Below are 26,187 nucleotides of genomic sequence, written 5' to 3'. Positions count from 1 at the left end.
CTATGAAGTTAACAATAGCCTTGTTAGAGAAGGGAAATAGCTTATTATGGATGCAGAAAAGAAAGTTAAGAACAATCGCAACATAGCGGTGTGGCAGCGTTCAAACGGGGGGCTTTCGATGATTCGTGCGCTTTCCATTGCAGCGGCCGTCTTCGTAACGCTGCTGTGGTCCTCCTCTTACATTTTGAATCAATATGCGTTTGCTGAGAGCGTAGGTCCCTTTACCCTTGCAGGCATGCGCTACAGCGCAGCGGCGTTGACCTTATGGGTGGTGCTGCGGCTTCGTGATCGAAAGCACGCTCAGGCAAATGGTGTCAATGACGTCCAGAACGTTTCTTCAGAAGTCACACAGGGGAAATGGAGGCTGACCTGGAAGCACTACTTGTTTCTTGGAATTACCGGGTTTATTCTGGCTCAAGGACTTCAGTATGCAGGTCAATTTTATTTGACCCCTACGCAGTCCAACATGTTCCTATCGGTGGGAAATACGCTGTTCCTGCTCGTTATTGACGCGCTTTGGCTGCGTGAGTTAAAGGGCCGCGCCACCTTCCTGGCTGTTCTCGCAGCTATGGTGGGCATCGTATTTTACTATTATCCGTGGCATTTTGCCCAAAGCAGCCTGATCGGCATCAGCTTGATCCTGCTATCCTGTGTTGGCTACGCTGTGCACTTGACCTATTCCCGTTATTTGCTTACCCGCAAACAAACAGCCCCTTCCGCACTCGTTTTTATACCAATGCTGATCGGGGCTGCCGGTATGCTGTTAACTGGATTCATACTAGAAGGTATTCCACCTTACTCTTTAAAGCTGATCCTCATTCTGTTATGGCTCGGACCCATCAATGGAGCGTTGGCCTTTACACTTTGGGCTTGGTCGCAAAAGCAGCTGCGCGCCTATGAAAGCAGCCTTATCAATAATTTAATGCTGCTGGAGGTTGCCCTGATGGATATCTTGTTTCTCGGACGCAGTATCACCTATTTGCAAGCAGGCTCGTTATGTATCGCTGGAACGGCCATTGTTGCTGTGCAGCTTGCGCCGTTGTTGAAAAAGCATAAACAATGATCAATTTAGAAGTACGGTGAATTAGTCCCGCTGCGCGACCAAATATCCTTTCGATCGCTGTTGTTTCCGGCGAGCGCTGACGCTTCTCCAGGATCATTTGGCCGCTGTGCTCGTTATTCACCGGACTTGTAGATATCCGAAATGTTTTCTTCGACCATTCTTACCCTTTAGGCTTGCGGCAGTCGAAAATGTGCAAACGGCTTGCCATAACGCGAATATTCACTGACCCGGTCAAGCTCCTGCAGTTGATCGGCATTCAGCTCAATCGATAAGCTTTTGTAATTTTCCTCAAGCTGCGCAGCACCTGAAGCTCCAACAATAACGGTCGATACGACAGGGTTGTGCATCAGCCAGGATAGTGACAGATTGCCGGGAGTACAGTCCCACTTGGCAGCCAATTCACTGACGCTTTGACTCAGCTGTAATCTTTCATCCGTCAAAAACTTGCCAAAGTTAGGATCTTTATCGGCCCTTGATCCTTCAGGTGCTGCACCTACGGATGTATATTTCCCTGTCAGAATGCCACCTGCCAGCGGGAAATACGGAATGATGCCCACACCTTGATCCAGAGAAATGGGAACAAGCTCCTGTTCAGGGGTCCGATCAGCCAGCGAATAACAAATTTGATGAGAAACAAAACGGTTCCAGCCCTGACGCTCGCTAATCCCAAGTGCTTTCATCAGCTCCCATGCAGCGTAGTTGGACGCACCAATATAGCGCACCTTGCCTGAGCTAACCATGTCTTCCAGCGTTCTAAGTGTTTCTTCGAGCGGAGTCTCCGGATCAAAAGTATGTATTTGGTATAAGTCCACATAATCCGTTTTTAGCCGACGCAGACTACCTTCGAGCTCCTGCTGAAGATGAAATCGCGAAGATCCCCGTTCGTTAGGTCCACTGCCGCGGACTAATCCTGCCTTCGTCGCTAATACAACCTCATGTCGCTTGCCTTCCAAGGCCAGCCCGATAATACGCTCCGACTCGGATTTGGTATATATATTAGCGGTATCGATGAAATTGATGCCTTTGTCTATCGCCTGCCCAATAATCCGGATCGACTCCTCCTGGTCGGCCCTCCCTCCTAATGCATTGGTACCCAATCCCAGTAATGAGACCTTTAATCCACTATTGCCCAGTTTACGATATTTCATCTGATATCCTCCTAGAGTTTCGATTTGGATCTTTTCCATAAGTACCATTATACATCAAAGGATTGTAGGGGCGTTAACCATGCCGCAGGAAGGGGATGCTGTCTACTGCTGCCCTATTCCCTGACTTGTCCAGCTAGGATCCCTGCTCTCCTTATGACAGCAATCCGTTCTTCACGTCCTTCAACCTTCTGAATGATTTCAATTGCGGTATCAAAATTCGTTATGACATATCCTGTTTTTTCGTACACTTGGGACATTTCAAGGAATCTCTTCACTTTAGCTAAATAATAAATGCGGTATGAGTCAAATTCCTTCCAATACCAACAGGCAAAAGGGATTCTTTCATCCATTAATTCAATTCCGGCTTCCTCTAACGCTTCTCTATCCATGCCTTCAAATAATGATTCATTTGTTTCTAATCTTCCGCCTATGGTAGTTAATACCTGTTCATCCGTATCCCAAACCATGACTACATTTCCGTTATCCAGGACCGGTATGCAATGAACACCGCTAACAGGCTTATCCGTCGGTACTTCAGTAATAAATGTTAACATCTCTACGATACCTCCAATAGGATGGTATATAATGGTTAAGGTAGGGTGCCTAGTCTTGTGTGTTTCTGAGAGTAATCACAGCCTGGAGGTGAGTCATGATACAATTATTATTTTGGCCATTAATGATTTGCTCGGTGATCACATCTTTGCTTGGAGTCATATTCAGCCGTTCCAGCTTATTGTTCATTTCCGCTTGTTTAATATTGCCTCTATCCCTTTATCTTTCTGCCACACCAAGATTTTCAATTTGGGGACTTGTGTTCCCATTGTTGTATATCGGCTCAGCAGTTTCGATTAATAAAAGGGCAAGGTTGTTATCCGTAATTGTGCTTTTTCCAGTTTATTTCCTTATTGCCTGGCTCGGTTATGTAGTAATTAATCAATAAAATACGATAGATTCGTAATAATGTTACAGATGATAGTTATTCATTTAAATCGCTTCTGTGAATGGTTATTAATATTCTCTATATGCTTCATTTCCTCGTATGCTTCTTTCAACCAGGGATGTACAACTTTAAGCGTTTCCTTACGTTCCCATAAGAATTGGATATATGAAAAAGCTCCATGGGCTAATGAAATTTTCAAGCTCCTCTGAAGCTCTTGAATATAGGGTGGCTCACCCGGTTGATCCCAAGCCACTTTATCCGCTACGAATAACACTTGATCAAGTTGGGTGGATCGAGCTCTCAAAGTCGTATGACAACCCACTGCATCCAATATTTCTGTATCTGTGATTTTGAAAATATCTGTTGCCATAGCTTTAGAGAGCTTCTGATGAATAATCATTGGAAAAAACTCTTCTTCTGGCAAAACTTCAATCTGCAGCTCTCTTGACACAGCGATTCGCTGATGATTTGGAAACACAGCACTAATATCGTGTAACCAACCGGATATTTCGGCCGCTTCGGGATTGGCATCAAATAATAAGGCTATCCTTCTTGCTTCTGTACCCACATCCATGCAATGCTCTGCCGTCTTGCTGCAGTTGTTAGCCGATAGAAATAAGTAGATATCGTGCTTTAAGTCACCCGTAAATTGAATGTTTTGTGTAACCTCTTTAAATATGGAATGCATTGCGGCACCACCTTTTTCCTTATAGTGTGAATAGACAGTACACGGGTCAGAGGGCTCAGCTATTTTGCATAACACTGCAATTGGTGATCCTCTATCAATTCGATATGTCTTTTATTCCTTGCATATTGGGTAATATGGTTCGCTATATTGGGATACAGAACTACGGCTTCCAATTCTTCCAAGGGCACCCATTTGACACCCACTTGGTGGGGATCGGGATGCTCTGGCAGCTGAGGGACAGATCCTGCTTGAAGACTACAGTCAAAAATAATATTGAGTCCTGGAATACTGGATTCATATTGACCGGATTGCTTGTGTGGGGAATATTCATATAGGAATGCGACGGGGCCAACATGGATTGCAGCATCTGCTTCCTCAAGTAACTCTCTTCTTAACGTATCGATGATTGTTTCTCCGGACTCCACCCCACCACCTGGCAAATTGTAATGGTATTGATCATTTTCGCAATACTCAATCAGCAGCACTTTTCCCTCATTAAGTATCAGCGCAGTGGGCCTTACTCTTATCGGATATGTCATCATATACCTCCCAGTCATCCATGATTTGATGTAAATAATATTATAACTTCAAATTGGAATTTATGGTAAAAATAAACGCAATTTGAACGATAACAAGATCCCTGTAACCACATAGCTAAATAAAAAAAGACCGGAATGTTAAAAGTAACATCCCAGTCTTTCCGTATGTTTTATTGATGATGTGCATGGATCAATGTAATGGCCGCATTAACAATATCCGTCTCAGTCTCAAGGCTGTCTGCAATAAAAAAACGGGAAGACATACAAAACCCTTCAAGCAGCACAAACAGTTGTCGGGCAAGGGGCTGTGGTGATTGTAATTCGGCTTGCTCACAAATTAATTCCAACCTTTTGACGATGGATTGTTTATGTTCAACAGCCGCTTTATTCACCATATGTTCCCGTGAAGGGAACTCGACAGCAACGGCCTGATAAAGACAGAACGTCGATTGGGGAGATAAGGCATGCTGCTTGGAAACCGCCTCGAAAATTGCGATGAGCTGCTGTTCCGGTTGGGCAATTCCATGAACAATACTTTCAAACCATTCCCAATACAGCTCGCCTGAACGCTCCAATATCGCAACGATAAGATGATCCTTTGAAGGAAAATGCTTGTACATCGTCATTTTGGTTATTCCTGATACAGCTGCAATCATATCGACTCCGACAGCATGGAATCCCTTATCAAAAAACAATTTGCTTGCAGTAACCAGCAATTGCTCGCGTGCAGCTGATTTCTTTCCATCTGATTTCATCAAGATCATCTCCACCTCTTCTAGTTGACATTATACAGATCGGTATATATACTGTCAATGTAAGTATACTGACTTGTAAGTATATAGAGGAGGAAGGTCCATGAAAATTGGAATTATCGGTTCGGGAAATGCCGGGCAAACCTTGGGCGAGGCACTTGTTAAACGTGGTCACGTAGTCAAGCTGGGAACTAGAAGCCCTCAGAAACTGGATGCGTGGCTGAATCAAGTTAGTGACGTCAGGGCTAGTGTTGGTTCTTTCGATGAGGCCGCTGCACATGGAGATATTGTCTTTAATGCTACCTCAGGAGCAGGTTCTTTGAAGGCATTGAAGGCAGCGGGAAGTCATAATTTGCAGGGTAAAATATTGATCGATATTTCTCTTCCATTGGATTTTTCAAACGGTATCCTGAATTTGTTCGTAGCCAACACAGATTCATTAGGGGAACAAATTCAACGTGCCTTTCCCCATGTAAAAGTAGTGAAAACCATGAATACCGTGTCAGCCGCTTTAATGGTAAACCCACTCAGTCTTGCAGAAGGTCAGCATGATCTGTTCATAAGCGGAAATGATGTTGATGCCAGAAACGAGGTCATTGGATATTTGAAGGATTGGTTCGGTTGGGAAAGTATCCTTGATTTGGGGGACCTGTCTTCTGCACGCAGCACCGAAATGCTCTTTTCCCTTTTGGTCAGAGTTCATATGACTGTGGGTCACTCCCATTTTAACTTCAAAGTTGTGCGTTAATCTGATATCATCATCTGACTTTACAGGGGCAGACGAATGATTTGTATTCGGTTCTGCCTTTTTATGAGCGCACTCAACAAAGGATAATCAGCGCGTAAAATGCCATATATGATACACTTACATGAGTAGGAACACCCCGTAGCTATGATTGTTGGGCAGGAGGAAAATATGCATCCCATAACCGTCATCGAAATAACCGCTTCCGTTATTTGTGTAGTCTTACTTTTTATTATTACTATGCTTATTCCGAAAAAGGCAAGAAAAATCAGTCTATTCCTTGTTTTATTCATAACGTTGGTATTGATTTCATGGTTTGCTATTCGTCCCTATTGGATCGATTACAAAGTTTCCATAAAAACAGATCAGCTCAACCTGTATCTGAAACAGAAATATCCAAACCAGGAGTGGAAAATCGATCGAAAAGTAGGACGACCATATAATCCTTATTCCCTGGATGTGACGTTTGAGAATGAAAAGGGTTGGACTTACTCTTATCTGGTAAGGGACAACCAAACAATTTCACAAAATGGTTACAGTGTGCCCGATGGTAAAAGCCCCGAGGATGGACAACACCACGAGCCTACGGGACAATAACCGGTCTTAGATCAAAATCAACTTCCTCAATAAATTCAATAACCTCACCATTCGGACTGTAAATTACAGCGTTTTTGACAACGAGTGGGGGTTCGCCAAGAGACAGCTGGCCCGGTTCTATATATGTGCTGGCCCCATGAGTCAAGGCTTTATGATACATATCGTCTACATTATCTACATAAAAGGCCAAATGTAATAACGCTCCGTGAGCTATTTCCGCTTCGGACGTTGCTTTTTTCCCTTGTGCCGGAATGACCGCTTCGTTATCAAAGATTTCAATACACGTTCTTTGATCAGGTGAGACCAGCATCGAAGCTTCTTTGATCTGGAAAGACGGGAGACTCCAATGATGACCTACTTTAAACCCTAAAACTTCAGTATAAAATAAAATGGTTGCTTGATAATTTTTGGCTTGTATCGCCACATGCGCTATTCCCTTTACGCTCATCACTGATCTCTCCTCGATCTATAAGTTGTTTTTATTATAGTCATATTTTTCTGTAGAATATATACTATAAATGAGGGTTTTATATTAGAATGGTTATTAAATATAAGTTAATTTCACTTAAATACCTTACTTTATAAAATGGATTTGGAGTCCGCCGAATATGGAACATCTGATCGATGATATTGATAAAAAGATTATGCAATTACTGCAGCATCATGCGCGAATGTCCATTTCCCAAATCAGTAAAGAAATCTCGATGTCTCAACCATCGGTTAAAGAAAGAATCTTGAAGCTCGAAGAGAAAAAAATCATTTCCGGGTATGGTACCATATTTAATTTGCGGGAGATGAATCGAGGTACGACCACTTTTATTCTAATCAAGACAGAACGCTGCCAAGAGCTAGTGGACTTTTGTAAAGAGGCCAGGGAAGTAACGGATTTATTTCGCATCAGCGGGGAGTTCAATTATCTTATCCAGGTACAAACAGCATCGATTGAGGAGCTTGCCGAATTCCAAGACTCACTTGTAGAGCTCGGACCTTCCAAATCTCATATTAGTATGAAAAACATATTTGAAAACAGGATTTTACTCTAAATCAGCCCTCACCCCGATTCCCGGTTAGTCCCAGTGGAAGCAGAATAATCCATTCACCATGTCAACTGCTTATTTGTAAGGTCAGCTATACCAAACCTTGATATAAACAACAAAGAGGACTGCCTTCTTCGGCAATCCTGGCTGTACCTTGTATGGAATTATCTCTTTCGGTTATGGAGCGGCTGTTCAAGCGTATACAATTCATCTTCGATTTGAGCGGCTTTTTCGTTGATCAAGTTTCTGGCATCAGCAATCCCCTTGTTATACAAATACGGCCCAAGTTCCTTAATCATAAAATCAATCAATTGCTCTGCTCCCAAATCTCCTATCGTTTCCGATCTTTCTTCATTAAAATAGGCTTGAACCTTTGTAATGATTTCTTCCTTTTGTTCTTTAGGCAGCTTCATGGGCATGATCATAAGTAATAGCATCTCCTTAAGATTGATTATTGAATTACAGGATATGGAAGGCTTGAAGCGCGTATTCAATGCCGTCATCGTCTACTGTTCTCGTTACGAAATCCGCCTTAACACATCCCCATATATGCCACTTCATGGTCAGGGAACCTGCTTGGAATCACCTGGCAATCTATATGCTTCAAGATGGGTAAGGCTACCTCGGCAGCGAGTCCATTGGAAAAAGTTTCTTCGATCCCAAAGCAGGTTAAATGATCGCCTCTGAGGCTGCTTATTTGGACCAAACGGTCCCAATCTCTTGTTGAAACGGGGTCCTTATAGATTTCTGTTCCATCCAATGTGATGTAGACCATAGCTGCTTAACGGCTAGAAACATTATACATCAGCTGGCCATTTTTTACCTATACAGGGAATTAAACAGCTTATCTTATTCTCTTGTTGAAATGTGCTAAAAGCAGACGAAGAATTCTTCGCCTGCTTTTGCTTTACCTACATATTCAAACTGGCGCCGATTTGCCCCCATGTACCATCACTTTGTGATCGTCCAAGGCCACTGGAATCTCGACGAAAATTACTTCATCAATATCGTAGATTTGCTCAATCGCAACCATCAGTTGCTGGTGTCTTGATGGATGCAATTGGAAATGCAGCATCGTAATCGTCTCAGGCGTGCCTTCGCTTGTTTCCGATTCTATCCTTAGATTCTTAAATTGTATGCCCTGCTCGTGGAGCACCGTGTCGATTTTGCCTAATACACCTGGGCAAGCTTTAACTTGCACATGCAGCTCATGCTTCTTTCGCTTGCCAGGCAATCGTTTCTCCCACTTATTCAGAACAAACAGACTTACCAAAACAAGGAAAGCTACGAGGACAGCTCCATAATAGAATCCCGCACCCACGCACAAACCAATGGCTGCAACAACCCAAATGGAGGCGGCTGTCGTTAATCCGGAAACGGTAACCCCCGTTCGCATAATAGCCCCTGCCCCTAGAAAACCAATTCCTGAGATCACTTGCGCAGCAAGCCGGGCAGGGTCCATCCTGACATTAAATTCATTAGCGAAATCGCCAAAGCCGTAAATCGACAGCAGCATAATCGTCGTTGAACCCAAACAAACCAAAATATGGGTTCGAAAGCCAGCTGCATGATTGCTCCACTCACGTTCAATACCGATTAATCCCCCTAACAGCAGAGAAAGTAGAACGCGAAGTGTTAAGTCCCCATAACTGATATACCATATACTTGTACTGACCGTCGTCATTAACACATCACTTCCAATTTGGTCTTACTTGGATAAATTACAGCGGACTGTTCGTCATTCCTGAACGCCACTGTGCGCTCCCATCCGTCATTTCGGTACAAGACCTGCTCGTGTAAATGCTTCAGAGGGTGCCTGCAGCTGAGACAATGCGGATCCCAGCAGTTCCTTCATCCGGGTGTGCAGCTCCGGTGAGCTGTCCAAAAGATTGTTCTCTTGCCAAGGATCGTATTCCAAATCATAGAGCTCATGGGCATATTTTCCTTTGGTGAAGATAGCGAATTCCGATGGCACTTTAACTTCATATTTCCAAACCGTCGCATTCGTATACGGTAAAAATTGACCGGCCTCAACCTTGTCCGGGACATATCCGGGAAAAAAGAAGGCTACCGGATTGATATACATAGTCGAATAGTTGTACAGTGGAATATTCTCATCCGGCGGGACATGGTATGTATGCCGGCCGTCTGTAATGTTTAAGGCTCTGCCAAAATAACCGTATATCGCCCAGTCCCTGATTATACTTGCCTGACCTGTCAAAATAGGCAATAGGCTGCGGCTATGCTCCGAATGCCGAACTTCGCCACCGAGCGTTACCATCATGGTCGCATACAGATCCACTGTCGACGTCAAGGAGGAAACTCTACTTCCGTTATGTGCGCCTTGCGGATGCCATACTATAAGCGGAATATTGGCCAGAACATTGTAATTATTGTAAGAAGGCTTGCCCATCAAATTTCTTTCGCCCAAATAATGCCCGTGATCGGATGTGACAATGACCATGGTATCATCCCACAATTGATGTTCGTCAAGCTTATTGAACACCTTGCCCAACCATTTATCGACCAATGTTATTTTGGCCGCATATTGTGACCTAATAAAGGCAAGCTGTCTTTCGCTTAACTTTCCGTTCCCTTCGTCCGTCCTTCCTGAATGCGCCCAGATCGGCAAGTCCGGATCATGAATGTCCTCGTCTGTATACATACCGGCGATACTATCCGGATTATGAAACGGTTCATGAACATCAAAGCTGTCGATGACCAGCATGAATTTCTCATGAGTATGGTTGTCCTCCAACCATTGCTCTGCAGTCTGAAACACCCTTGGTGCGAAGAATTCCTCTTCTTCCTTGAAGTTCTTAACGTTTTTGGCGTATGCTCCGCGTGTAAACGGCTCCGGCAGCTTCGGATTGTAGTGGATTTTTTGTAGGAACGACTGGTCTTCGTCACCCAGCGGTGCTGTTTTCCAGGCATCCAACTCATGTCCGCGAATCAGCTCAAAGCCTTGATAATCATCATAATAACCATGGCTGTAACCATGAAAAAAATGAAATTGATCGGTAATAAATTGTGTGACATAGCCTTGTTGATTCGCGGCACGGGCAATCGGCATGTCAAACGGTTCCACCGGGCCCCATGAACGCCATAAAAATTCCTGGATACCTGTGTATAATTCCCTTCTGGCAGGCATACAAGGCAGGCTTCCTGAATAATGCCTGTCAAATATGGCTGATTTTGCAGCAAATCTATCCAGATTCGGCGTCTGAACATCAATCCCGGTCTGTTCGCCGTAAGCCTTCAAGTAATGTTTGTTCAAGCTGTCTACAGTAATCAAGATAATATTCATCAACAAAGTCCTCCGTTAATCCTTTATTGGATTGCAGTTGAAGCACTCGATATGGAACTACTTCATTGTTTTCTTCCAATCAGTCAATTGTTTCTGCTTCTCAGCGATAATCTTCTCAATCCCGGCTGCCTTCAATCTCGAGTTAAACTCAGGCAACGTTTTTTCCGGATCCAATGTGCCCGTCTCCAAACCTGCCTTGAACTGCTGCAGCACATTGTTGACGGCTCCGACTTCTGTTTTCACCGGTGTTGAATCGAATGTAAAGCCTAGTGCTACTGATTTTTTGGCTTTTTTGTTATATTCATCCGTTTGTTTCCATATGTCCGGCAATTGATTTGGCCACACATAGTTAAGGAATTGATTTCCAAACATATAACTGATGTTACCCGTGTTGTAACCGACAGTTTTCACATCAATGCCTTTAGGATAATTAATGATATCACCCGATGTCTTAACATAGTGCACTCCCTCAATCCCCCAGTTCAACAAATTAACCAGCTCTTTGTCCGTGTAAAGCAAATTTATAAACATCATAGCCTTTTCCGGATTTTGCGAGCCCCTTGGAATGGCGTGCATGAAATTCGTAATATTTGCGGAGGTGGATATCGCTTCTGTCAAAGGAACGGCTACCATCTCTATCCCGGTACGCAGGCTCTGCGACTCTGCCGAACCTACCTTCATCGGATTAAAGAACGCAAATGCCTTGTTCGCCTTCACTACATCGGCTGGCGGTTCCGTAGAAGTCGCGGCATCACGCGAAAGATAGCCTGCTTCATACCACTTTCTCATCGTTTTTAACATCTCCGCATATTCGGGACGTTCGTACAGGTTTTCCACCTTTAATCCGTTATCGTATTGGGGCAGCACTCCAATCCTGTCTACCAGCGAATCATAGAATGGCAATCCGTCTACAGGTGTTGTTGCTGTCGTTGTTGTAATCGGAAGCATATTGGGCTCATTTTTTTTGATGGTCGCAAAAACTGCATCCAGATCGTTGATTGTTTTTATTTTCGACAGGTCGATCTTGTGCTTTTCTACCAAATCCTTACGCATAATGATGCCGCCTTGTTGGGCCATATCTCTGTTCGTAGGAATCGTGTATTGCTTCCCATTGATCTTTCCCGCATTTAAGTAGGCCTGATCCACAAGCTTGGTAATGTCCTGTCCGTGCTTCGCCAGCAGATCATCAAGAGGAAGAAAGTGGCCGGCAGACACTTGTGAAGTAAAGCCGTAAATGGAAGAAGCCATGATGACGTCAATTTTCTCCTGACTCGTTAGCGCCAAATTGACCTGCTGTGCCCAAGCACCAGCACTAATCGGCTGCAGCTTAACAGTAGCATTGATTTTTTCTTTCGTAATCTTGCTCATTGCCTCCGCTACGCGTTTCATGTCGGGGGATTCGTTGCCCATGTACACCATGGTAACTTCGTAAGGCGGTACTCCTTTGTCTCCGGTCGCAGACGGTCCAGTCGCCCCGGAATTTTGGCCACCATTGGAACAACCAAACGCGATAATTGAAAAAACCAGCATGAGTATGAGCAGCAGTGATACTTTTTTCACTTAAAACCCTCCTTGGATTCATCATATCTATACTTGACCGATAGAAATCGGATTAAGCCTTATCCTTTAACAGCTCCAACTGTAAGCCCTTTGACAAAGAATCCTTGAAAAAAAGGATAGATGATCAAGATCGGAATCACTCCAATAACGGCAATGGCCAGTCTGATCGTTTGCGTAGGCACGGCGGCCATCAAATCGCCCTGAGCCGTTCCAAAGTCCATACTGGATAGGAACTGCGCGTCCAATAATATACGGTTCAACAGGTTCTGGATACTAAACAGCTTGCTATCTGTCAAAAAGATCAAACCGTTAAACCAATCGTTCCAATAGTGAATGGTTTGAAACAAACCGACAGTTGCCAAGATCGGCAATGACAGGGGAAGAACGATCCTATAAAAGATTTTAAATTCACCCGCCCCATCCATTTTCCCCGACTCAATGACTTCGTACGGAATCGTAGTTTGAAAGAACGTTCTCGTGATCATGACGAAAAAGGCATTCGTCAATCCTATCGGAATAATAAGTGACCAGATCGTATTTTTGAAATCAAACAATTTTGTATAAATGAGATACAGAGGAACCAATCCACCATTGAATAGGAGAGTGAAAAAGATGAAAAAAGCTAAGAAATTACGAAGCGGCAAATCTTTCCTCGATAACGGATAAGCCAGCATGGTAGTAATAATCAGGCTGACGGTTGTTCCGATGAGCGTGACTACAATGGTAACCCCGTAAGCCCTTATTATTTTGGCAGCGTCATTCCACAAATAACCATAGGCCTCAAAGCTAATATCCGTTGGAATAAAATTAAATCCGTGTTTAATAATGGATGCCTGCGATGTGATGGATGATGAAAAAAGCAAGATAAAGGGCAGGACGCATACACAGGCAGTTATAGCCATAATCAAGTTAGCCAGTAACTGATACATTCTTTCTTTGGATTCCAAACCAATTCCTCCTCGCTCTTCACATTAGAACAACGCATTGTCCTTGTTGATTTTTCTTGTTATAAAATTTGCCGTGATAACAAGCACGAATCCTACCACTGACTGGTATACCCCGGCTGCAGAGGCCATGGATACATCCCCCAGACTGATTAATGCGCGAAATACGTACGTGTCGATAACGTTTGTCGTATCCAGCAGTGGCCCTGAATTAAGCGGAACCTGATAGAATAGACCAAAGTCGGAATAAAAGATCCGGCCTATCTGCAATAATGTCATAATCATAATAACGGGCATGATCAGAGGGACGGTAATACTGCGAATTTGCTGCCATTTCGATGCTCCATCAATGGTGGAAGCCTCATAGTATTCCTTATCGATCCCTACAATTGCGGCAAGATAAATGATACACAAATAACCGGCTTGCTTCCATATATTCACTATTGGCAAAATAAAAGGCCAATATTCGGGTTCACTATACCAAGATATTTCCGCTATGCCCAGCATAGGCAGCACCGTTTTATTAATGAATCCTGTCTCCATACTCAGTAAACCATATACGAGGTACCCGATAATAACAGATGAAATCAAATGGGGCAGCAGGATAAAACTTTGATAGAAACGTTTTAAAACCCGGTTCCTCACTTCATTCAGAATAATAGCTGCGAACAAGGCCGCTGCCAGATTCAAGATGATAAACGAACCGTTATATAAAATTGTGTTTCTTGTAATGACCCAGGCGTCTTTCGTTTTGAACAAATATTCAAAATTTTTCAACCCAACCCACTCGCCTGCAAGTATCCCTTTGGCAAAATTAATGTCCTTAAACGCGATAATAATACCAAACATCGGTAAATAGTTGTTAATCAGGAAATATAAGATACCCGGCACCATCATTACATATAGCACGCTATACTTTGAGTAGCTTTTGAACGATGAAGCTTTCTTTTTTGCTACATTACCCTTTCTGACTACACTATCTTTGGTCCCTTGCCATTGCAATGATTCCTCAGTATTCACCTTGCCATCTCCTCTCTTCAATTTGGGGTTACTAGTATTCTACAATTATTAAGTTGCGCTCATCTAGCGTAAAACAGACTTGTTGTTATAAAAATTCAGATATCCTATTCGACAATTTATTCGATTGTTAAGGAAAAACCGTCCGGAAAAATCACCGGACGGTCCTTGGGTATGCAAACCCATACGTTCGTGCATGGGGTGAGCATCGGGTATGGGGTTTTAGTCGCTGTTGAAATCGTGCCCCATTGATTAGAGAGGCACCATGAACCGCTGTTTTTGGCGAAATATGGCCCATTCTTTAAAGCCAATATCCTTTATCCGCTGCCGCACCTCATCGAAGTCGTCGCCAGCTCGATCCGGCACATGAGCATCTGAGCCAAGCGTCAAGGAAACTCCATAATAAAGCGCCCGTTCCAAAAGCTCGTCAGTCGGGTACCAATTGCCGCAGTCTTTCAACTTGGCGGAGGTGTTGACTTCGATCACAGCATCGCATTCACCTATGACCTTGAGGGTCTCGTCAACAGCAGGCGTTGAAATTCCCGAAAATTCCGGACAATAGGCCCTCATGGCATCGATGTGGCCGAGGATTTGGAACATCCCGCTGCGGGCGGATTGCCGGATTAACTCATAATAGCTTTCTTTGGACCGGATCCGTGCAGTCTCATCCGCGCCGATCCACCTCTTTTTGTCAAAAATGTTCGTTCCTTCGCACCAATGCACAGACCCTATGATGTAATCGAATGGATACTGCTCGTACATGCGCCGATAAACATCGGCATGCTCCGGAAAGAAGTCCGATTCCACGCCAAGCAGCACCTCGATCTTGTTGCGGTATTCTTCTTTCAGCCTCAGGACCTCGGCCACATAATACTCAAATTCGCTTTTAGCCATTGCAATACCAGGCATTAGCTGATCCACTTCACTGGCAAAAAAAGGCGAGTGGTCTGAAATTCCGATCAAATCGAGCCCCCGCTCAATCGCCGACTCCACATAGTCGCGAATGGAATCGGACGCGTGTCCGCATCGTTCATGGTGAGTATGAAAGTCAAATCTCATGTGCGTATCTCCTAACATTATGGTATTCCTCATAATAGAATGGTTACTCCTTCAGGGAACCCAGCATGGCACCCTTTACGAAATACTTTTGCAACATTGGATACACAATCAGGATCGGCAAGGTCGAAAACAAAATGGCGGCAGCCTTGATCACTTCCGGCGCTTGCAGAGAGCCTACATCAAAATTGCTGGCGTCCATTCCCGAATTGACATCCCCTTCTACAATTAAACTTCTTAATTTCAGCTGCAGCGGATGCAAATGACGCGAACGGATATAAATCAGCGCGCCGAAATAAGAGTTCCACTGGCTTACCGCATGAAACAAAGCAATCGTGGCCAGCACCGGTTTCGACATAGGCAGAACCATACGTATAAAAACACCAAGCTCTCCGCATCCATCGATTTTCGATGCCTCAATCAGCTCGTTAGAGATACTGCGGAAAAAGGTTCGCATAATAAAAACGTAATAAGCTCCCAAAGCGCTTGGAATGATCAGCGCCCACAGTGTGTTGATCAATCCCAAGTTTTTGACGACCAGAAAGGTCGGAATCAGCGGTGCAGGGAAAATGAAAGAAAATAAAATGAGTCGTGTCAGCAGCGTGCGACCCGGCATTTGCGGTCTGGCCAGACAGAAGGATACCGATGAGGTCAGCGCCAGGCAAAGCAGTGTCCCGGCAACGGTGATCCAGACGCTGACTCCCATCGCCCGCCACATGTCTCCCATTGCGAATAAGGACTTATATACATCCACATTAAATCCTTTGGGCCATAAATAAACGACTCTTGCCTCCGCATGAACCGAACTGCTCAATGAAATCGCGAGCAGATGGATCATCGGTGCTATCATGGTTAAACTAACGATGACCATGATGATTCCATTTATCCATTGAAATATCGTATCTGAGCGTTCCCTGATCATACTCCCCATCCTCCTCCCGTTTAGTAGATGCTCTCTCCACTTGTTTTTTTACTGAGTTGATTTAGCGAAACGACCATAACCACACTGATCGCCGCCTTAAATATGCCGATGGCTGTCGTATAGCTATACAGTCCGCTCAATAAACCGGCCCGGTAAATGTAGGTATCGAAAACTTCACCGACCTCTTTATTCAGCGGGTTAACGAAAAACAACACTTGCTCTACATTCGCATCAAGCAGATGACCGATACGCAGCAAAAGCAGCACGACGATCGCGGGCATTAGGCAAGGAATCGTAATGCTGAACATTTTCCTCCAACGCCCTGCCCCATCTATATTGGCCGCTTCATACAAGCTGGGATTGATCCCTGTCATCGCTGCCAAATAAATAATCATCGACCAGCCCACTTCCTTCCAGATACCGCCGGTGATGACAACGCCGAAAAAATACCGGGGTTCCGTTAAAAACGATATGGGACCGATCCCCATGCCTTTTAATATGGTATTAAATACGCCGTCCAAGGATAAAATTTCAAGAAAAATACCGCCCACGATAATCCAGGATAAAAAATGCGGTAAGTAAAGCAGCGTTTGCACCCAGCGTTTGAATGCAGTCAGTCTAATTTCATTTAAAAACAAAGCAAGGATCAGGGGGGCTGGAAATCCGAATACGATCGAATACAACCCGAATTTCAATGAATTTCGCAGGATGATTAAAAACTCCGGATACTGAAACATGTAGATAAAATGATCCAGGCCGACCCACTTGCTGTTGAAAAAACCGGTAAACAAAGTAAAGTTTTGAAAAGCAATGATGTTTCCGGCGATGGGAATGTACTTAAATATAATAAAATGGAGCACTCCTGGCAGCGCGATAAGCAGCAAAACAAGAGAATCTGTGAATTTGACCTTTTGCAGCAATGACAATGCCCCTTTCCTTTAACTGTTCCTAAATAAAAAGGGAACTCCCGCCCAGAAATCCCGGGAACAGGGAGCGCCCTCGCGCCTGTCGCAGCTATTTCTTCTTTTGATACCACTCTGTAGCTTCCTTGATAGCCTGTTCACCTCCGCGCTGCTTCCAATCGTTCACGAATTTCTCGAACCCGGTGTTCAGATCTTCTCTGCCGACGACCCAGCGCACGAAGCCATCACTGAACAAGCTTCCGCCCGTTAAATTCGGGGTCAGCTCAGGATGCCCGTCCAGCGCCTTCAGAATCGGCATTCCTAAGGAAGCATGCTTATATATCGCAGATTCCGCATCGGCGTACGCCTTTAATATTTTTTTGCTGTCGGGAAGCATACTGACTACTTTCGGGTTCGTTACACCAACCTCCCTAAAGTTCATATGCTTTTGAAAAAACTCGTAGGCATTGTTTTGACTGTTGGCAGGAGCACTTGGATCGTACTTCACTTGCCCATTTTCTTCGGTATAGTTATGGCCCTTCACGCCGAAAGCGAAAAACTGATCCGCTTCTGGGCTGCTCCACGCCCAATCCAAAAATTGAATCACCTCTTCCGGATTTTTCGTGTTAGCCGGAATGACCCAAACAAAGTCGATTTGCTCATTTTCAAGATCAGCGTAAGACTCGCCTTTCGCGCCTTTTGGCGGTGCGGCCATCGTTATTTTCGCATTCGGCTGATTCAAATATTTGGATGCGCCGTCAAATCTCACATAATGATCCACAAGGGCCGTGAACGCTCCATATTGCCCCTTATAAATTTCAGCCGTGCGCTCCGATTGCTTTTTCGTAGCAAAATCTTTTTGAATGTAACCGCTATCATAAAGCTTTTTATAAAAGGCTACCGCTTCCTTCATCTGTGGTTGAATGACATCCGGCTCCATACGACCGTTACGCATTTGCCAGGCACCAGGTCTTACCCCGAACGCTCCGCTTAATATATCGCTATATTCAAGATTATCGTTCAAAGGCAATGCATACTCATTGTTCGGGTCGCCATCCTTATTCATGTCCTTCTGCTTGATGCCTTCCGCATATTTCAGAAATTCATCCAACGTCTTTGGAGGCTCCATACCCAATTCATCCAGCCAATCTTGACGATAAAACATCACGCGGGTTGCAGGCCATCCAGATGTGACCGGAATACCGTACGTTTTACCATCCTTTTTCACCCTGGGACTATCCCAGGAAACCTTCGGAATTTTGGTTTTGAGATGAGGTCCATACTTATCGATCAGCTCGTCCAATTGCAGAAATGCGCCTTGATCTACAGCTCCCCGATGGACAGACGAATCAATACTATCCGTGCGGACCAGGTCAGCCAAATCTCCGGAAGCGAAGCGGAGCGCCAATTGTTGTTTATAGTCGTTTCCGCCGCCCCATGAAAGAAAGTCGTATTTAATGTTGCGGCCAGACAAGCGATTAAGCTCGTCAAAATAAATTTTATGATCGCTCGCCGGTCTTTGTGTGGCGAACACTCCATCGACATGGGTAAGCAGGACGGTGATATCTTTCTTTTTCATTTCAGTATTTTTAGCGTCCCCCGCTGGCTTCTCTGCTGAATTACTGCAAGCCGTCAAAAACAAAGCTGGAATTAATACCAAAGTTGCGACGATTCGTTTTTTCATTTACTTGTGAATACCTCCCCCAACTTAACTAGAAATGAACAGGGCCCTCTGCTCATCCTTATTATAACGGAGCAAGATGCGGATTCACATGCATATACTAACGAAATTATGTCATTTCCCATCATAAATGCACGCCAAAAAATCCGCACTTTTGCGGTAGGCAGTTGGCGAAAAACCTGTTTGTTTTTTAAATATTTTCGAAAAATGGGAGTAGTCCTCAAAACCGACGATCAAGCCGATTTCGTATACTTTGGCGAATGGCTGTTGCAGCAGCGACTTCGCGCGATTGATTCTTATTTCCGTTAAGTATTGGAGAAATGAATCCCCGGTCGCCTTTTTAAATAAACTTCCAAAATAGTTAGCAGACAATCCGCAATAATCCGCCGCATCTTTAAGAGACAAGTTCGGATCACTGAGGTGCTGCTCGATATATGCCAGAACATCTCTCATCATGTAACGTTGACTCAAAGCCATTCGGGTTGCCCGAACGGATTCCGCCAAATCGCTCATAAAGGCGCGAATATGCTCGTAAATCGCCAGCGAATCGCTCATAGGGTCCCAATCGACATCAGACGAAAGCACTATGGAATTTTGGCTAACCAACTCCATTTGCTCGCAAAAAGACGAAAAGTAACAAAGATATTTCTTCACTACATAACTTACATCCCCGCTTTCTTCCGCTTGAATATCTGCCTTAATTCGTTCTAATTCCGCACAAAGCTCCCCTTCCCGGATATTCCATATCGCCTTGGCAGCTTGTTCTGCGTAAATTTTACTATCCAATACCCATTTGTCCCAGCTAGTGTTGTTCGAGTCTCCTTGCGAAAGACGAAGTTTAATTGTATTCAATACTGACAGAAGCTGCTCATAATTGATCGGTTTAAGCAAATAATCGGTTACATGGTAACGCAAAGCCGTCCTTGCATATTCGAAATCTGCGTATCCGGAAACAATGATGAACTCCGCTTGACTATCCCGCTCGCGCAATTCATGAATCAAGGCAAGTCCATCCATCATAGACATGCGAATATCGGTAATAATAATGTCCGGTTGGTGATATTCCGCCAAATCGATCGCCTGCCGCCCATCGTCTGCTTCCGCTACCACGACAAATCCTTCCGCTTCCGTTTCGATGACGCTCCTCATACTCATTTTGATCATCCGCTCGTCATCGACAATTAAGACTTTAATCAAGACTCCTCCCCCTTTTATAAAATAATATGCAATCCGAAGTCGTATAAGGAATTTTGATTTCCATTTCTGTTCCCGTCTCGTCGGAACGCACAATATAGAGTCCATAAGGAGCCCCGAAAGCCAAACGCAGCCGATTGTGCACATTCCACAAACCAATTTTTTGCGAGGAATGAAGGGATACATCTGTTGTGTTAATTTTCGCTGAATTAAAAGCGGCATTATATCGCGCCACGACCCCCGCATCCATTCCTTTACCCCTATCCGTAACCCTTAGGGAATAATATTCCTCGCGCATGCACCCGGATATTACAATGTCCGCGGGATGGAGACCATGCCTTTCATAACCATGAATAATCGCATTCTCAACAATAGGCTGAACAATTAAACGAAACAAACAAACCAGACTTAGGTGCCTTTTTTCTAGATCAATAGTTACTCTCATCTTTGCATAGCGTTCCTGCTGAATATTCAAGTAATTCGTTATATGATTAATTTCATCTTCGAGCAGCACAAGCTGGCGTGGATTACTTACACTATACCGAAAAATGCTTGCTAAACTTAATGTCATTTGACTTATTGGCTTGATCTTGGCAAGTATAGCATATGAATTAATAATTTCTAAACTATTATAAAGGAAATGAGGGTTAATTTGCGATTGAAGAGCCTGGAGGGTGGACTCCTTATGTTTCAGTTCCATTTCTTTTTCTTTCATACGGGACAAGTGAATGATCCCTATTAAACGTTTAATATCCGCAAGCATTTTGTTGAAGAAAATAAAAGCGAATATAAGAATCATCCCGCCGATAATTAAAGTAATGACATGCAGGTGGGACAAGTTGCCAATGACCTCTTTTATCGGAACCTCGGAAACAATCGTTAATCCAGTCGATTGTGAAGTCTTATACATCACGATTCGCTTTCCAGTCTCAGCTTGAATAACAAATTGTCCGCTCCCGGGGCTCATTTCATGCACCAATGACATGGGAACCTGCGCACCCCATTTGCTCGGGTCCCGATGATAAATAAACCGATTGCTAGAATCCACAATGGCTATGTAACCCTCTTTGCCAAACGCAATATTATCCGTCATCTTCACTAAGGTATCCAGGGAAAATGCTATCAAAAGCCCCCCCACCGAACGATAGGTCACATTGTCGATGATGTTTCGATAAATCAGAATGACATTGTAAGCATTCGATTGCCGAATGCCCACAATGTGATAATTACTCTCTATCCCTTGCAAGTCACGAAAACCCGGGCGTATGTCACCTATAAACAAGTTACCAAATGTATTATCTTTGTGTGAGTATAAGCCAAACCCGACAAAATCTTTACGCCTGTACATAATATTGAGATACAATTCCTTGTGAATCCGCTCTTTAAACTGAAACATCTCATAATCGTTTCCCGGTTCCAGCTTGACAAATTCCTGAACGAGCGGATTTCCCGGGATGATTTGTGTATCGGCTTTAATCTCGGCAAAGTATTGATCCAACTGATTGTTCAGCTGTGAGATCAGTTTCTCGTTATAGTAAATAACGTTATTTTCTATCTCTTTTGTCGATGCGGCATACCAAATCAAACCTAAAATGAACAAGGGCATGCAAAAGAAAACGGTAAAAAAGAGATACTGTCTGTTCTTTATGGATAGTTCCCGAAAATGTTTGAACAACGTACATATCCCCTGTCTTTATGTTGAAGGCGTTCTGCCATTGAGCGTGGTCTCATCCATTAACCGTTCAAAGCATTATACGGAAGGTTATTAGGAAGCGCGGCCGGCCGTTTGCAGTCGCTTATCACATTGTAATGACTGCCGCGATCAGAAGACCAATGGAAGCCGTGCATCAGTTCAAGAACGTGACAGGCCATTTCACCGTTTGCACGGTGCTCTCTCTTATTAATAATCGCGTAAGCCATATCCACGACACCCAGCCCACGACTATTATCCGCAAATCCATGCGTTAGCGGAATCTCCACAAAGTCAGTGTGGTTGTACCCTTTGATATATACAGGGCCACCGAACGTATTCGGGTCTGGAACAATCAAGGTACCGGTCGATCCATAAATCTCCATACGCGGAAGCCTGGAGCCCTGCACGTCAAAGCTTGTAATGATCGTGCCTATCCCGCCGCTCAGGAATTCGAGTGTTCCGGCAATATGGGTCGGAACCTCAACTGGAATTTTCTTGCCGTAATCCATGTTGTTCGTAATGGTCCGTTCTGAATAAGTCGTCTGAACCGAACCGGAAACACGTTTAACTGGGCCAATCAGATTAACGAGCGCGGTCAAGTAGTAAGGTCCCATGTCAAACATCGGTCCAGCCCCGGCTTGATAAAAAAATCCTGGATTCGAGTGCCAGCTTTCCGGCCCCGATCCCATCATAAATGCCGTGGCTGCAATCGGCTTGCCGATCCAACCTTCATCGATCAATTTACGGCATGTTTGAATGCCTCCGCCGAGGAATGTGTCCGGCGCCGAACCGACAAGCAAGTTTTTCTCCTTGGCCATGGCCAATATTTTTTGTCCGTCTTCTAACCGGATAGCAAGCGGTTTTTCGCCGTATGTATGTTTTCCTGCTTCCAGCGCCCGAAGATGGAGTTCTGCATGTGCGCTCGGAATCGTCAAATTAATGACGATTTCGATCTCCGGGTCGGCCAGCAACTCTTCCACGCCGCATGCTTTGGGAATCTCGTATTCAGCTGCCCTTGCTTTTGCTCTATCCAGATCCAAATCGGCGCAGGCTACGATATCAAGGATCTCGAATTTCCGCCCCGCTTCAAAATAGATCGGGCTGATGACGCCACAACCAATAATACCTACTTTTACTTTTCTCACTTTCGTTCCCCCAGACTATTCTTCGAAAAACTTGGAGATATTCCGGTAACTGAGTTCGACGCTCTCCAGTTGGTTTCGGGATGTCAAATCCTGCTCGACGAAAATGTAATTCGCCGCACCAATTTGCCTTGCTACGCTAATAATGCCCCCGATATCCAGCGTTCCTTCACCGACTTCAGCAAAATGATCGGCATCCAACAGATCGACAAATCGCTCAAGCGTAATATTCTCGTCTTCCTTAACGACTTCAAACAGATTAACAGGCTTGGCGATTGCCGGCAGATCCTTTTGATGAACTAAATCACAGCGGTCTCCAAGCTTATGCAAATAGGAAATCGGATCGACTCCACCTCTTACGGCCCAATACGTATCGAATTCAAATTTGACTAGGTCCTTGTCCGTGTTTTCAAGAATGATATCCAGGACATATTGGCCATCTAACTTCTGAAACTCATGAAAGTGATTGTGATAGTAAAAGTCCAAGCCGCCTTTTTTATAGGCTTCACCATGTCGGTTCATGATTTGACAACCTTCCAGCAATTCCTGTTTGTTCTTAAAGAAAGCGATTCCCATAACAACAGCGGTACTCCCAATCTCCTTGTTATAAGCGATAATTTCCTCATAACGGTCCAGCGGATGGATATGGCTGGAAACCACCTTCAAGCCAAGCGCATCCAATCGTTTTCTCAATTCAGTGGCACCAGGCTCCAAGCCCTGGTCAGCATTATGGATGGCAATTTCAAGGTTCTTGTATCCGATAGAAGCTAGCTTTTCCAGAGTTCCCCAATAGTCTTTTTTCAGTTCGTCTCTGACGGAATAAAGTTGAAGTCCTAATTGTAAGCTCATTGCATGTTCCTCCTCAGAATGGTTTGTTTTGATCTATGCCATCTTTTTGCCATATTTGGCGGTTCGAGCATCTCGAATGACCCCGCTCCAATCAAGCCCATAGGCGAAATCATAGGCATGCCCCGCTGAATCGATATAAACCTCCATATCATGTGGAACATCCTCCAATTGTTCCTCCACAGTTTTCATATGGGCCGGCATTTGGAAGGGCAACAACCCGCCAGGCTCGGCTGCTCCGGTTAATATATCCATGATAGCTTGTTCCTGCGCCCCAAAGTTCGCCAGGATCGCATCGGCATTTCCTTCAAATTCTCCCACAACGGCTGGATTAGACAACAAGAGGGAAACGATGACCGGCTTCCCTTTCATCAACTGCTTCGTTTGGATAACCATATCGAGGTCACCCGCATTCGAAACCGTTACCGTCTTGCCTCGATAAGAACGATTCAATATATCCCGAGCATCGCCGGCCATACTCGTTTCCCTGGCATACTCCGCAGTGTATGGAGCGTACTGTAGACTAATCGGAACGTATCCGTTTCCTCCCGCTTCAGCATCAGCCTTGCTGTAGCCCATCGTAGAACGGGGACTCTCGATAAATACCAGAGCATAATCCGCTTCATCCGGCTGATCCGTCACTTGAAAATATTGTTTGACAGTGTCCAAATTGACAGGATAATCGTCTATTGCAGGTGTCGGCATACCGATCCAATCCGTACCAGCAGGAAGACGCCGCTTTGGAATGAAAACCGTCTTCTGCCTCTGCAGAGGCAGTACTTGATTGTCATTCTTCAACAATACGAACGATTTCAACTGTGCCTCATAACCTGCGCTCACAAATTCGTCACTGCCTACCTTTGCAACGGATTTGTCTATCTGAAGATAAGGGTTCTCGAACAGACCTAAGCGGAATATATTTTTCAGCAGCCGCACAGCGGATTGCTCGAACCGTTTGCGCAAGAAGGCTTCACCATGTTCCTTGACCCCGATGTCGTACGCTTCAATGATCGGTCCGGCTTGATCGTTGCCTCCGAATTGGTCAACGCCTGCCATCAGCAGCTTGTAGTGGCGCTGCGCCACCGTGTAGCCTTCCTCCACTCCCCAGCAGCGACCTCCTGGGAATAATTTGGTTATATCCTGTGACTCATCGCTCGTAATTCCCCAATCCGTGCAGACTACGCCGTCATAACCGGCCTTATCACGAAGCAAATCGTTGATTATGTAGGAGCTGTATGAATTTCCAACGTTTTCTCCATTTTTCTTATCCTGATCATAGGATATGGTATAGTACGGCATGACTGCGGATACCTGCCCCGTCTTTCCGGACAACCGAAACGCCCCTTCTGTAAAAGGAATGAGATGCTGATCAAAGTTGTTCCCGGGATAAACAGCATATTTACCATAGCCGAAGTGCGCATCCCGCCCTGCCTCCCCAGAGCCCCCGCCTGGCCAATGCTTCACCATCGCGTTGACACTATCGTAGCCCCATCCATCTGCAATCTCCGCTTCTCCCTCAGACGTCTGGAACCCGTCGATATAAGCACGGGCCATATCGGCCGCCAGCTGCGGGTCTTCGCCGAAGGTCATGCCGAAGCGAAACCAGCGTGGATCGGTTGCGATATCGACCTGAGGAGACAAGGCTGTAGTCAAGCCGAGTGCACGATACTCTTGGGACGCCACCTCACCGAATTTTCGCGCGATTTCCGGATCAAACGTCGCTGCGAGACCCATAGATTCCGGCCATACAGAGATGTGGCCCCCGCCTCCTACCTTGAATTCAGTGGAAGCGTCCATCCCATGACGCGGATCCGAGCTGTTGTTAGCTGGTATTCCAAGAGCCTGACTCTCAATAAACGACTGTAAGAGATTATTCCACCTTGCTGCGATCTCCGGGCTTCCCACCTTCGTGATTAGTACATGTCGAATATGATCATCAGACAGGAACACACGCTGCTGATCCGAAAGATCGTAAGGCAATGCCCCGCTCTCTTCAAACGATTTACCGCTGTAGGTCGCCGAATTCCAACCGAGGTTCCCCGGAATAGCTTGATGGCTGCTGTACAGCATCAGCCCGGCAATTTGTTCAATGGTCATTTTCGATGCAAGATCCTTCGCCCGTTCTTCGGGAGACAATCGCCAATCCTCGTATTTATCTAATAAGCCATCTTTATTAAGATCTTTGAAGGCAAAACCATCCTGATACAGGATGCGAACTCCGGATGATTCGGAATAACCCAGAGTTGGGCCCCCAGAGTTGTTCACGTAGCGAATCAACACATCGTCTTGATGTTTATGCATGTAAATCCCCCCACTATTAAGATGTTGTCGTCAGTTTCTGACTCATTTAAGTCATGCGTTGATTCTTTTCATTCTATGCGAAGGCTGTTATCATATGGACTGTCATTATTGTA

Annotated in this window: 26 protein-coding genes; 4 read left to right on the top strand and 22 right to left on the bottom strand. The window is 44.8% G+C overall.

All coding sequences use genetic code 11. From position 1 onward, the window contains the following. Positions 1 to 46: 46 nt before the first annotated feature. Complete coding sequence (locus NST47_RS07300) at positions 47 to 1,063, top strand: DMT family transporter (protein WP_341154536.1); 1,017 nt, start codon at positions 47 to 49, stop codon at positions 1,061 to 1,063. A gap of 167 nt (positions 1,064 to 1,230) precedes the next feature. Here NST47_RS07300 and NST47_RS07295 read toward each other — a convergent pair whose 3' ends face one another. From NST47_RS07295 to NST47_RS07275, 5 genes are all read right to left on the bottom strand, one after another. Then, a complete protein-coding gene (locus tag NST47_RS07295; RefSeq protein WP_341154535.1) occupies positions 1,231 to 2,211 on the bottom strand; it encodes an aldo/keto reductase in 981 nt (326 codons plus the stop codon). Between the two features lie 113 nt (positions 2,212 to 2,324). Next, positions 2,325 to 2,765, bottom strand: a complete 441-nt coding sequence (locus tag NST47_RS07290) for an NUDIX hydrolase (RefSeq protein ID WP_341154534.1) — start codon at positions 2,763 to 2,765, stop codon at positions 2,325 to 2,327. A 426-nt stretch (positions 2,766 to 3,191) separates the two neighbouring features. Continuing rightward, positions 3,192 to 3,839: an HD domain-containing protein gene (locus NST47_RS07285; protein WP_341154533.1), complete on the bottom strand. Its 648-nt coding sequence runs from the start codon at positions 3,837 to 3,839 to the stop codon at positions 3,192 to 3,194. A 59-nt stretch (positions 3,840 to 3,898) separates the two neighbouring features. Continuing rightward, on the bottom strand, positions 3,899 to 4,378 hold the full coding sequence (locus NST47_RS07280) for an NUDIX domain-containing protein (protein WP_341154532.1): 480 nt from the start codon (positions 4,376 to 4,378) through the stop codon (positions 3,899 to 3,901). A 170-nt stretch (positions 4,379 to 4,548) separates the two neighbouring features. Next, positions 4,549 to 5,133: a TetR/AcrR family transcriptional regulator gene (locus tag NST47_RS07275; protein WP_341159622.1), complete on the bottom strand. Its 585-nt coding sequence runs from the start codon at positions 5,131 to 5,133 to the stop codon at positions 4,549 to 4,551. Between the two features lie 100 nt (positions 5,134 to 5,233). Between NST47_RS07275 and NST47_RS07270 the strand changes: the two genes are divergently transcribed. Together NST47_RS07270 and NST47_RS07265 are read left to right on the top strand one after the other, a co-directional pair. Beyond that, on the top strand, positions 5,234 to 5,878 hold the full coding sequence (locus tag NST47_RS07270) for an NADPH-dependent F420 reductase (RefSeq protein ID WP_341154531.1): 645 nt from the start codon (positions 5,234 to 5,236) through the stop codon (positions 5,876 to 5,878). Between the two features lie 168 nt (positions 5,879 to 6,046). Then, a complete protein-coding gene (locus NST47_RS07265; protein ID WP_341154530.1) occupies positions 6,047 to 6,472 on the top strand; it encodes a hypothetical protein in 426 nt (141 codons plus the stop codon). Here the strand turns inward: NST47_RS07265 and NST47_RS07260 are convergent. Then, positions 6,459 to 6,920, bottom strand: coding sequence for a VOC family protein (locus NST47_RS07260; RefSeq protein ID WP_341154529.1), 462 nt, complete (start codon positions 6,918 to 6,920; stop codon positions 6,459 to 6,461). The genes NST47_RS07265 and NST47_RS07260 overlap by 14 nt on opposite strands. A gap of 160 nt (positions 6,921 to 7,080) precedes the next feature. Between NST47_RS07260 and NST47_RS07255 the strand changes: the two genes are divergently transcribed. Next, a complete protein-coding gene (locus tag NST47_RS07255; protein ID WP_341154528.1) occupies positions 7,081 to 7,515 on the top strand; it encodes an Lrp/AsnC family transcriptional regulator in 435 nt (144 codons plus the stop codon). A 158-nt stretch (positions 7,516 to 7,673) separates the two neighbouring features. Here the strand turns inward: NST47_RS07255 and NST47_RS07250 are convergent, their stop codons facing one another. From NST47_RS07250 to NST47_RS07175, 16 genes are all read right to left on the bottom strand, one after another. Beyond that, on the bottom strand, positions 7,674 to 7,922 hold the full coding sequence (locus NST47_RS07250) for a DUF2164 domain-containing protein (protein ID WP_341154527.1): 249 nt from the start codon (positions 7,920 to 7,922) through the stop codon (positions 7,674 to 7,676). Positions 7,923 to 8,041: 119 nt separating this feature from the next. Then, positions 8,042 to 8,284, bottom strand: coding sequence for a hypothetical protein (locus NST47_RS07245; RefSeq protein WP_341154526.1), 243 nt, complete (start codon positions 8,282 to 8,284; stop codon positions 8,042 to 8,044). 144 nt (positions 8,285 to 8,428) lie between these two features. Continuing rightward, positions 8,429 to 9,193, bottom strand: coding sequence for an MgtC/SapB family protein (locus NST47_RS07240; protein WP_341154525.1), 765 nt, complete (start codon positions 9,191 to 9,193; stop codon positions 8,429 to 8,431). A gap of 87 nt (positions 9,194 to 9,280) precedes the next feature. Next, a complete protein-coding gene (locus tag NST47_RS07235; protein WP_341154524.1) occupies positions 9,281 to 10,816 on the bottom strand; it encodes a sulfatase in 1,536 nt (511 codons plus the stop codon). A 57-nt stretch (positions 10,817 to 10,873) separates the two neighbouring features. Continuing rightward, positions 10,874 to 12,376 carry an ABC transporter substrate-binding protein gene (locus tag NST47_RS07230; RefSeq protein WP_341154523.1) on the bottom strand — a complete coding sequence of 501 codons (1,503 nt, stop codon included), beginning with the start codon at positions 12,374 to 12,376 and terminating at the stop codon, positions 10,874 to 10,876. Positions 12,377 to 12,435: 59 nt separating this feature from the next. Then, a complete protein-coding gene (locus tag NST47_RS07225) occupies positions 12,436 to 13,323 on the bottom strand; it encodes a carbohydrate ABC transporter permease (protein WP_341154522.1) in 888 nt (295 codons plus the stop codon). 24 nt (positions 13,324 to 13,347) lie between these two features. Beyond that, complete coding sequence (locus NST47_RS07220) at positions 13,348 to 14,217, bottom strand: ABC transporter permease (protein WP_341159621.1); 870 nt, start codon at positions 14,215 to 14,217, stop codon at positions 13,348 to 13,350. Positions 14,218 to 14,589: 372 nt separating this feature from the next. Then, positions 14,590 to 15,396: a histidinol-phosphatase gene (locus NST47_RS07215; protein WP_341154521.1), complete on the bottom strand. Its 807-nt coding sequence runs from the start codon at positions 15,394 to 15,396 to the stop codon at positions 14,590 to 14,592. A gap of 43 nt (positions 15,397 to 15,439) precedes the next feature. Further along, a complete protein-coding gene (locus tag NST47_RS07210) occupies positions 15,440 to 16,315 on the bottom strand; it encodes a carbohydrate ABC transporter permease (RefSeq protein WP_341154520.1) in 876 nt (291 codons plus the stop codon). Positions 16,316 to 16,335: 20 nt separating this feature from the next. Further along, a complete protein-coding gene (locus NST47_RS07205; RefSeq protein ID WP_341154519.1) occupies positions 16,336 to 17,235 on the bottom strand; it encodes an ABC transporter permease in 900 nt (299 codons plus the stop codon). A 94-nt stretch (positions 17,236 to 17,329) separates the two neighbouring features. Beyond that, positions 17,330 to 18,901, bottom strand: coding sequence for an extracellular solute-binding protein (locus tag NST47_RS07200; RefSeq protein WP_341154518.1), 1,572 nt, complete (start codon positions 18,899 to 18,901; stop codon positions 17,330 to 17,332). Positions 18,902 to 19,012: 111 nt separating this feature from the next. Continuing rightward, on the bottom strand, positions 19,013 to 20,095 hold the full coding sequence (locus NST47_RS07195) for a response regulator transcription factor (RefSeq protein ID WP_341154517.1): 1,083 nt from the start codon (positions 20,093 to 20,095) through the stop codon (positions 19,013 to 19,015). Then, complete coding sequence (locus NST47_RS07190) at positions 20,088 to 21,767, bottom strand: sensor histidine kinase (protein WP_341154516.1); 1,680 nt, start codon at positions 21,765 to 21,767, stop codon at positions 20,088 to 20,090. The genes NST47_RS07195 and NST47_RS07190 overlap by 8 nt, the downstream gene beginning before the upstream one ends. 59 nt (positions 21,768 to 21,826) lie before the next feature. Then, complete coding sequence (locus NST47_RS07185; protein WP_341154515.1) at positions 21,827 to 22,930, bottom strand: Gfo/Idh/MocA family protein; 1,104 nt, start codon at positions 22,928 to 22,930, stop codon at positions 21,827 to 21,829. Positions 22,931 to 22,945: 15 nt separating this feature from the next. Continuing rightward, on the bottom strand, positions 22,946 to 23,776 hold the full coding sequence (locus NST47_RS07180) for a sugar phosphate isomerase/epimerase family protein (protein WP_341154514.1): 831 nt from the start codon (positions 23,774 to 23,776) through the stop codon (positions 22,946 to 22,948). Between the two features lie 33 nt (positions 23,777 to 23,809). Further along, the gene (locus NST47_RS07175) at positions 23,810 to 26,074 is read right to left on the bottom strand and encodes a glycoside hydrolase family 3 protein (protein WP_341154513.1); all 2,265 of its coding nucleotides are present in this window, start codon (positions 26,072 to 26,074) and stop codon (positions 23,810 to 23,812) included. Between the last annotated feature and the right edge of the window lie 113 nt (positions 26,075 to 26,187).

Origin of the sequence: Paenibacillus sp. FSL H8-0034, assembly GCF_038000305.1 — a bacterium.
In the GTDB taxonomy this organism is placed as follows: Bacteria; Bacillota; Bacilli; order Paenibacillales; family NBRC-103111; genus Paenibacillus_S.
The sequence above is the reverse complement of the archived record's forward strand: the minus strand, read 5'-3'. Positions and strand labels throughout refer to the sequence as shown.